The sequence below is a fragment of the Candidatus Margulisiibacteriota bacterium genome (assembly GCA_028715625.1).
Lineage (GTDB): Bacteria > Margulisbacteria > Riflemargulisbacteria > GWF2-35-9 > GWF2-35-9 > JAQURL01.
Genome location: JAQURL010000093.1, coordinates 1 through 8,432, shown reverse-complemented (window position 1 = coordinate 8,432; position 8,432 = coordinate 1). Strand labels below are relative to the sequence as shown.

Annotated in this window: 7 protein-coding genes; all 7 read left to right on the top strand. The window is 40.9% G+C overall.

Annotation, left to right across the window (positions count from 1 at the left end; all coding sequences use genetic code 11):
* The coding region (locus PHV30_11330) for a hypothetical protein (GenBank protein ID MDD5457604.1) at positions 1-398 on the top strand (398 nt) is incomplete at its 5' end.
* 121 nt (positions 399-519) lie between these two features.
* Positions 520-4,695 (top strand): glycosyltransferase, encoded by a 4,176-nt coding sequence (locus PHV30_11325; protein ID MDD5457603.1) that lies wholly within the window; start codon positions 520-522, stop codon positions 4,693-4,695.
* Positions 4,696-4,918: 223 nt separating this feature from the next.
* Positions 4,919-5,902 (top strand): tryptophan--tRNA ligase, encoded by a 984-nt coding sequence (gene trpS / locus PHV30_11320; protein MDD5457602.1) that lies wholly within the window; start codon positions 4,919-4,921, stop codon positions 5,900-5,902.
* Entirely contained in the window at positions 5,903-6,262 is a 360-nt protein-coding gene (locus PHV30_11315; GenBank protein MDD5457601.1) for a DUF5674 family protein, read from the top strand.
* Between the two features lie 7 nt (positions 6,263-6,269).
* Positions 6,270-6,584, top strand: a complete 315-nt coding sequence (locus PHV30_11310; protein MDD5457600.1) for a hypothetical protein — start codon at positions 6,270-6,272, stop codon at positions 6,582-6,584.
* Positions 6,584-7,303 carry a pseudouridine synthase gene (locus PHV30_11305; GenBank protein MDD5457599.1) on the top strand — a complete coding sequence of 240 codons (720 nt, stop codon included), beginning with the start codon at positions 6,584-6,586 and terminating at the stop codon, positions 7,301-7,303. Before PHV30_11310 ends, PHV30_11305 begins: the two co-directional genes overlap by 1 nt.
* A complete protein-coding gene (locus PHV30_11300) occupies positions 7,285-8,205 on the top strand; it encodes a radical SAM protein (protein ID MDD5457598.1) in 921 nt (306 codons plus the stop codon). The genes PHV30_11305 and PHV30_11300 overlap by 19 nt, the downstream gene beginning before the upstream one ends.
* Positions 8,206-8,432 lie beyond the last annotated feature (227 nt).

Sequence of the window (8,432 nt, the reverse complement as noted above, 5' to 3'; positions counted from 1 at the left end):
TAGATCCGGAATACCGTATCAAATATTATCCTATGGTTTCGGGCATTTTATTGGGAGATTCCGGCAACAGACTGCTGGGACAGCACAAATCCAGCCGCAAGGATGATATCGAATACGCCAAAAAATTGTGGGATGACCTGGATTTGAATGAGGTCTTCATTAATCTTGAAGGTATTGTAAAAGGCGAAAAGAAAATAATATCTGGGGTTGGGATTAAAGAAAAAATTGTTCTGGATAATAGTATATTGCCAGATTCACGTCTGAAAATTTGTCAAGAAGAGCGGCAGTCACTACCTTTATTGGATGAAATGTTGAACAGGAATCATTCGGCTACTAATAGCTCTTTGATTCAATTAGCCGGTGCAATAGATAATATTTTATGTTCCTTGCGTAATTAGTAGAAAATTATCGGTTGCTAAAATATTAATGAATTTTTTAAAGTACTTTTCCCCCTCCATGTTTAACTTTTCAGCTTCGCGGGTATAATTAAATTGTTACATTGAAAAAGAGGTTAAACAGTTGAAATTTTTTTACGTTAATAATCCTATAGAACTGCCCATTAATACCGGGCTGTCTATGGAAACTTTTTCCTTTATTGCTCCGGTTGCCGATCAATTAAGCGCTGACTACGTACCGGAAAGCTATGTTTACTTCAGTACGGAAAGCGATACCAGCCATATTCAGCTTTCCTGCAAGATCAAATATGAAAAAGAACATGTTGTCACAATCGACGGAGAAAAGTTAAGGCGTATAATCTGCCATCCCAATTTTCCCAAAGATATCGGCCATGTTAAAGCCAGAGACAAGCTGCTGGTCCCGCTGGAAGCCAAGGCCAAAGCGCTGGTCAATAAGCCTGCCATTCGCGTAGCGATAGTTAACGGCATGGGTACCGGTTCGGGTGATTCTTTACTCGGTCTCAAGGCTTTGGAGATTTTTTATGAGAGGCTCAAAAAATTATATAGTGAAGTGGAAATAGATGTTTTCCAATTGCTCATCAAGAAAAACCATCAGCTTTATGAAAAATATCAAAAAAAAGGTGTGATCCATAAAATACACAGCATCCCGGCGCCTCTTTATCAATTGTTTCAATATGATGCCTATATAGATTTAAGCGGCTTCATTATGCGTGAGGAATTCAATAACCAGCCCATGATGGATTTTTATCTGGAAGCCATGTCCATAGATAAAGAAACAGTATCCAGAGCCGATAAGAGAATAAAACTTGCTGTGGACCCGGAGATAAACAAGTCCATTACGGAATACCTGAATATTTTTAAAGACAATAACCGAAAAATGTTACTTTTTCATCCGCTGGCCTCAACTCCTATCCGCTCAATGCCGCCTGAGGTCCATAAAAGATTCCTGCAATATTTGCTGGAAAAAACCGATTATATGGTATTATCAGCCGTGAAGACAGACTTCAGGCATGAACGTTTCCTGGACATATCCGCCTTATCCAAATCATTGGACCATTTTATAGCGATTATATCCAGAATGGACGCTGTAATTTCCGTGGATACTGTTACCTATCATGTGGCAGATGCCTACAATATACCCACTGTAGTTATATTTTCATCCATCAATCCGCGCTACAGGATTTCCTATTATCCTTATGTAGACGCTGTTTTGCTTGGCGGAGCGCAGAATAAAATTATCGGTGTGCACAAAGCTGCGGATAAAAATCAGCTCATTTACGCGCGTCAGTTGTGGGATGAGCTCAATTTTGATGAAGTTTTGCTCAGGCTTAATAATATGCGAAACCTGATCCGTGAAAAATTTGATAAAGATAAGGCCCATCAACTTTCCGGGAAGCTGGCCGGTTTTCAGAAACAGCTTGCTCAAAATCCTCCTAAAACACTGGCGGAAAAGATGGATGCCATCGCCAGTTTTACCAATATGTTCGGCAAAAAGGAACAGTCGGATAAAAAGCAGCCTGGGTCTTCTCAAAAAGTAAAAACAAATAATGAGCAGAATATTGATATCGGACATGACCTTGTATCTGTGATCATGCCGGCCTTTAACGGTGAGGATTATATCAGTAAAGCTATAGAAAGTGTCTTTCAGCAGTCCTATAAGGATTGGGAAATTATTGTGGTTGATGATGCTTCTACCGATAACACCAGAAAAATTATTCAGGAATGGGCCAGGAAGGATAAACGAGTGAAGGTTTATTATAACCGAAAAAATAAAGGTATAGCTCAAACTATGAATAAGGCTATACTCAAAGCTTCCGGTAAATATTTAAAATTTCTGGACCAGGATGATATGCTTATGCCTGAGTGCCTGAAATTTCTATTGATTGGTATAAAAAAACAACCTGCACAAGTAAAACTGATATATGGTGATTTCCTGGCTTATCAAAGCGATACGCAACAACTGAACCCCAGACTGATGGTCCAGCCTGAGCCCAAACCGAAACTGTTCACCCAATACCTTTACGGTAATCCTATTGTGCCCTGCACAGTTTTACTGGAGAAAGCCATATTCAATGATGTAGGTTTGTTTGATCCTGCTTGTGAACCTGCGCAGGACCTCGACCTGTGGTTCAGAATTATGAAAAACTATGATATAGCCAAAGTTAATGACGTTGTAGCTGTATACCGCTTTCATAGTGGACAGACAATCAAGAAAAGATCGCGCTTGCGTTACGCGGTAGATTGTTGTTGTTACAAATTTATAAAGTCCATAGATATAGCCGCTATATTCCCGGAGGCTAAAAATGCCGCGGAAATTGCCGAGTCCCTGGATAAACTGGTAATGCAAATGCTAAAAAGAGATATGACACCATTTGACACAATACTCGAATTAATGGCTTATGCCCAGCATATAAATTTCAGTGATCTGCGAGAAAAATTGTATAATGAGCTTAAAGATAATTTATCCGAATTACTTAAGAAAAAATTTGGTGCGGATTTAAAACTGTCCAGGAAAATTAAAGCCGAACTTCAAGCCGATAAAAATAATCGAATTACTGATAAAAATTTTATCAAACAATTCAACAATGTTTTGGCTACCCAGGACTATCTCCCACAAAAAAAAAGTCCTCTAAAAAAAAATTATAAAGTAAAAGTTGTTATTCCGCACTTTGGTGACGATAAACTTTTAAATTCGTGCTTGTCAGCTCTGTCCGGAACAGAAGAACTACAGCAGGAAGACATAATAATTATCAACAACAATATAAAAAATATTTATTTCACGGCAGCTGTAAATGAAGGTGTAAAAAAAGCTTTAGATCAGGGCGCGGAATATATCTGGATAATTAATAACGATACACAGCCGGAATCAGATTATCTTTACCATTCTTTAAGGCGTTTTGAGCAGTCGCCCAATGCAGGGATAGTCGGTGGTAAAAATCTGGACATGAATAACCCGGACAAAATTTTCTGGGGTGGTTCTGTAGGCAGCAAGCATAAGATGGGCTTTGTCTCCAAAAATGATTTGAATGAACCTACATTGGAACCTTGGGCCACCTTTTCGTCAGTTGTTATTAAAGCTGAAGTTTTCAAGGAAGCTGGCCTGCTGGACCCTAACCTGCGCATTCTTTGTTCGGATGCGGACTTTTGCATGCGGGCCAGAACTTTCGGATTTGAGGTCTGGTATGAACCACGGTCAGTAATACTGCATAAGATCGGTATTTCAGGGCGAGGCACGGAAAATATGAATCTGCTGAAAATTATGCAGGAGGACGCGGAATACCAGCGAAAAAAATGGCATTGTGGTGATTTGCACAATGAATTGCTTTTGACTTCACAAACATCCGCCAGTACAAATAAAAATTTACACGTAAATGGGGTCCAACAGGTGCTGGGCTCAAATGGTCAGGCCGAATATTTAATTGTCGCGCCTTCCTATACTTCAGCTTCGGGCGGTATCAAAGCCCTGCATTTGCTCTGTCATCATCTGAACCAAAGCGGGCAAAAAGCATTTCTGGTTATGGATAATCCATTGGCCGTAAATCCCAATTTGCAAACCCCGGCATTAAGCAAGCTGGAAATAGCGCAGAAAATACAACAGGGCGCTATAGCCGTATATCCGGAGATAGTACCAGGTAATCCTTTAAATGCGCAAACTGTGATTCGTTACGTATTAAACAGGCCCGGTGTAATGGGCGGAGATTTAACCTATGCGGAAAGCGACATGATTTTTGTCTATACAAAGATGTTGCGGCAATCGCTTGGGAACAAAGCAAAAGGAGTCTTATTCATACCCACAATAGAACAGGATATTTTTTTTCGTAATGAAGCGCAAGCCAGAAATAAACAATGTTTTTATATAGGCAAGGGCAGGTATCGGGAAGACATTATCAATCCGCTTGAAACCGATATGATTAAAATTACCCGAAATCCCCGCTTCCCCGGAACCAGGGAAGAACTTGCGGATTTGTTCCGTCAGTGCAGTATGTTTTATTGTTTCGATAATCTTACGATTATGTACTATGAATCCGCATTATGCGGCTGTCCGGTGGTCCTTATTCCTGATGGCAATTATAATAAAGAACAGTATGAGAATAATGAGCTGGGGCGCTATGGTATAGCCTTCGGCAACAGTCCCGAAGAAATAAAATTTGCCCGGGAAACAGTTCATCTGGCCAAAGAAAATTATGACAAGTGTGTAGCTGATTTCCGGAAAAATCTGGAGAACTTTATTTCACTGAGCCAGCAAAAAGCATTAGCCGGTATTTATATTCCCAAGTAATTAATTTAAAAATTCCCCAATTTGCATTATAATCAGTATGTTTCGTCATTCCGAATGAGAAATGTCATTCCGAGCGAAGCTTGCCGAGGCGAAGTTGCGTAGCAACGAAGACTGGTCGAGGAATCTTTAACTATATCACCGATTGTCGCGCAAAAAGCCTTGACCAAGCTACGTCTGACAGTTCAGATAATTGATATTATTTCTAATAGCAGGAGAGCATTTTATGAAAAAAAGAATTTTAAGCGGCATCCAGTCCACAGGTCAGATACATCTTGGCAATTATTTCGGCGCTGTCAAAAATTGGGTGGCCTTGCAGCAGGAATATGATTCCTATTATATGATCGCCGATCTGCATGCGCTAACTTCTGCCTATGAAGATTCGGTAAATTTGAAGTCCAATACCTATGAAATGGTTGCAGACCTTATCGCCTGCGGGATTGATCCTGAAAAATCCACCTTGTTTGTGCAGTCCTGCGTGCCCGAGCATAGCGAACTGCATCTTATTTTTTCCATGATCACTCCTTTGCCCTGGCTGGAAAGGGTGCCCACCTATAAAAGCAAAAAAGAAGAAATGAAAGATAAGGATTTAAATACTTACGGGTTTTTAGGCTATCCTGTGTTGCAGGCCGCGGACATTATGCTTTATCTGGCAGACCTCGTCCCGGTTGGCAAAGATCAGGCCCCGCATCTGGAGCTTACCCGCGAAATTGTTCGTCGTTTTAACTTTCTTTTTAAATCTGAGTATTTCAAAGAACCGCAGGAAAAGTTTACTGAGTTTCCGGTAATAACCGGTACTGATGGCAGAAAGATGAGCAAAAGCTATGGAAACGCTATTTATTTTGCCGACAGCGATGAAGTTATCAAAGACAAGATCATGAAGATGTTTACGGACGAGCAGCGTTTGCGCCGTTCAGATCCGGGTCGTCCGGATGTCTGCGCACTATATCCTTTTCAGGAAATATTCAGTCCTCAGGAAAAAGATCAGATCGCCAAAGACTGCAAAAAGGCTTTGATCGGTTGTGTGGACTGTAAAAAGCTGCTTTTACCCAAACTCCAGGAGTTTATAAGCCCCATCAGGACAAAAAGACAGGAACTGCTCAGTAACAAGCGGCTGCTGGATAACATTATTGAAAAAGGTACACAAAAGGCCAGAAAAGTTGCTCAGTCAACCTTAAAAGAAGTTAAAAAGATCGTCGGGTTATATTAAATGCCTGATATTATTATTGCATCATCAGTCGCTCCAGTTACTCATAAAATGTTAAAAACTCTGCAAGGTAAACCTTATGAAGATATGATCAAGTTTGTAGTAGACATTGAGGAGGAGAAAATAGCATTTGGGGGAGAGATGCACTCGGACGCTGAATATGAATTGCTGCAAAACGGCAGTTCGCAACAAAATTTATGGGGAGCGAATTATTATCCGCTACGAAAGACTCAGGACAGAATAGAATATACGTCATTAATTAATATCAGACCTTCTATTAAAAATTTAAGCATGGAAATACAATCGGAAGAAATAAAAAACAGGATTAACACCATCCTAAAACAATGTGTTAGAGACAAGTAGGCATAAGATGGACCAGAAAAGATGGAATTCCTATGAGAAATCGCAGCAGATACTGATGATCGGTTCGGAGTTTGGCAGAGCCAAGACCTGGATTATCAAAAAAGCAGTTTCCGAATCGATTCAATGTTATTATCGTGCTCTGGATTTAATAGAACAAACCGTTGATGATCCCAAATGGAACAAAGCCGGAAGAGAACTGTTACGCTTCAAGGAAATGGTTGCCGAAGCCGCCCTGTTTAAAACTCTTGATTTGCAGAATACTTTATTACTTTATAGGACGTTGCTCGGATGGAACGCTAAAACAGAGAAAGTTCAAATATAATGCCCAAAATGCGATTGCAAAAATATTTGGCGCAGTGCGGTTTGGGTTCGCGCCGCAAATGTGAGGAATATATTGTCAAAGGGCATGTGAAAATTAATAATCACGCAGTAACAGAACTGGGCACTACAGTTGACCCGCACACAGATACCGTTCATTTTTTAAATCAGTTGGTAAAACCCGACCGCAAGATTTATCTGGTCCTGAATAAACCCAAAGACTATATCACCACCAGGTCCGATGAATTCGGCCGTAAAACTGTATACGACTTGCTCCCCCCCGAATTCCGCAGTCTGCATCCGGTCGGCCGGCTGGACCGCAATTCCACCGGGCTCCTTTTGCTGACCAATGACGGCGAGCTTACCCAGTCCGTTCTTCATCCCAAAAACAAGATAAACAAAACATACCGGGTTACTCTGGATAAAACCTTCAAACAGACAGACGCTTTCAAATTTGCCGAGGGTATACTTATTGAAGATCAGAAAACTTTGCCGGCCAAAGTGCTTTATATGGATGATAGCCCCGCTCATTTGGAAGTTACCATTTATGAAGGCCGCAACCGTCAGGTGCGCAAAATGTTTGAGGCCCTGGGGTATGATGTTATCAAGTTAAAACGAATCAAAATTGCCAACCTGGAGTTGGGCAAACTGAAGCTCAGCGAATACAGGCTTCTCAATGAAAAGGAAATAGAACGGTTCAAAAAATGGATCCAAAAAAAATAATCTTCGGCCCTGTGCTCTCCCGTCGTTTGGGATACTCTCTGGGGATCGATCTGCTTCCCTATAAAACCTGCAATCTTAATTGTATCTACTGCGAGTCCGGTAAAACCACTTTTTATAATGAGGAAAGAAAGCAGTTCGTGGATTTTAAAGCTGTTGTGAAGCAGATTAAAAGCGTCAAACATGATATCGATTATCTGACTATTACCGGTCATGGCGAGCCGACCCTGCATCTTCATCTGGATAAATTAATTGCCATGCTGAAAGCGGAATTCAATTATCCGCTGGTGGTTATTACCAATTCATTATTACTTAGAAAGGCCGAAGTCAGAGAAGAGATCAGAAATATTGATGTGCTCATGCCTTCGCTGGATGCTGTAACTCAGGAAGTTTTTGAAAAGATCAATGTGCCGCATTCACCGGTCAGGATCAAGAATGTAATCCGCGGACTTGCCGAGTTTCGTAAAATATTCAAAGGCAAGATCTGGCTGGAGATTTTGTTCTGCAAAGGTGTAAATGATACACAGGCCGAACTGCAAGCCATGAAAGAAGCTGTTCAAAAAATTAATCCTGATAAAGTGCAACTGAATACGGTTGTCCGTCCGCCGGCATTTAAAGAACAAGCTGTAGCACTTGCCAATAGCGAATTACAGAAGATAGCTGATTTTTTTAATGATAAGCGGGTGGAACTGATCGGCGGACTTCAACAGAAAGAAAAGGGCCTCAGCCTGAACAAGGAGGAACTCTTGCGGTATCTCGGGCGCAGACCGGCTTCCTTCGAAGAAATGGTCCATCTGGCCCGTGGTTACTGTCAGAATACCAGAAAAATTCTGGCTGAGCTGGAAAAGGAAAACAAAATCCAGAAACAGGTTTATGATCATCAAGTTTTTTTTAAGACCTTTTAAAGCAAATTGATTTACAGAATACTCGAACAAAATTGAGAATTCGGCGAGGCGTCCAGGAGCAAGGCACGCAGGCGTATTCAATATACGTCGAGTGCATGGTGATGCAGACAACAAAGCCGAAAACCAATTTTGAAAGAGTATAAATCTTGTTTTTTTAAGCGAGTCTATTTATACTAGAGTCTGTTATGCTGCAAATAATCAAACTTCCTTTAATGATACTTACGCCT